This window comes from Roseateles sp. P5_E1 (assembly GCF_054049335.1).
Genome location: NZ_JBFUMN010000387.1, coordinates 1 through 559, shown reverse-complemented (window position 1 = coordinate 559; position 559 = coordinate 1). Strand labels below are relative to the sequence as shown.

1 protein-coding gene is annotated in these 559 nt (G+C 66.4%); it reads right to left on the bottom strand.

What is annotated here, in order from left to right; all coding sequences use genetic code 11:
* Positions 1-559 (bottom strand): magnesium transporter (locus ACXJKJ_RS31680; RefSeq protein ID WP_457395676.1); only part of this gene is annotated, 559 nt, incomplete at both ends.

Sequence of the window (559 nt, the reverse complement as noted above, 5' to 3'; positions counted from 1 at the left end):
ACGTGACGATGCCGACCAGCGCCGCGCCGATGGTGAGGGCCAGCAGCTTCCAGTGCTCGCCGTAGTCGTGCAGGCCCAGCAGCTGCCAGGACACGATGCGGATCATCGCCAGCACGCCGAGGATGGCGCCGAGGGTGAGGCCGGTGGGGACTTCGCGCAGCGCGACTTTCCACCAGTCGCGCAGGCGCAGTTCGCGCAGGGCCAGGCTGCGGATCAGCAGCGAGGTSGCCTGSGARCCGGAGTTGCCSCCSGAGCTCATGATCAGCGGGATGAACAGGGTAAGCACGACGGCGCGGGAGAGTTCGTCTTCGTAGTGCTGCATGGCGCTGGCGGTGAGCATTTCGCCCAGGAACAGCACGCTGAGCCAGCCGGCGCGCTTGCGGATCATGTCGAAGAAGCCGATCTGCATGTAGGGCTTTTCGAGCGCTTCCATGCCGCCGAACTTGTGCGCGTCCTCGGTGGATTCCTCGATCAGGGCGTCGAGGATGTCGTCGACGGTGACGATGCCGAGCACGTGCTGCTGGGCGTCCACCACCGGGATGGCAAGCAGGTCGTGGCG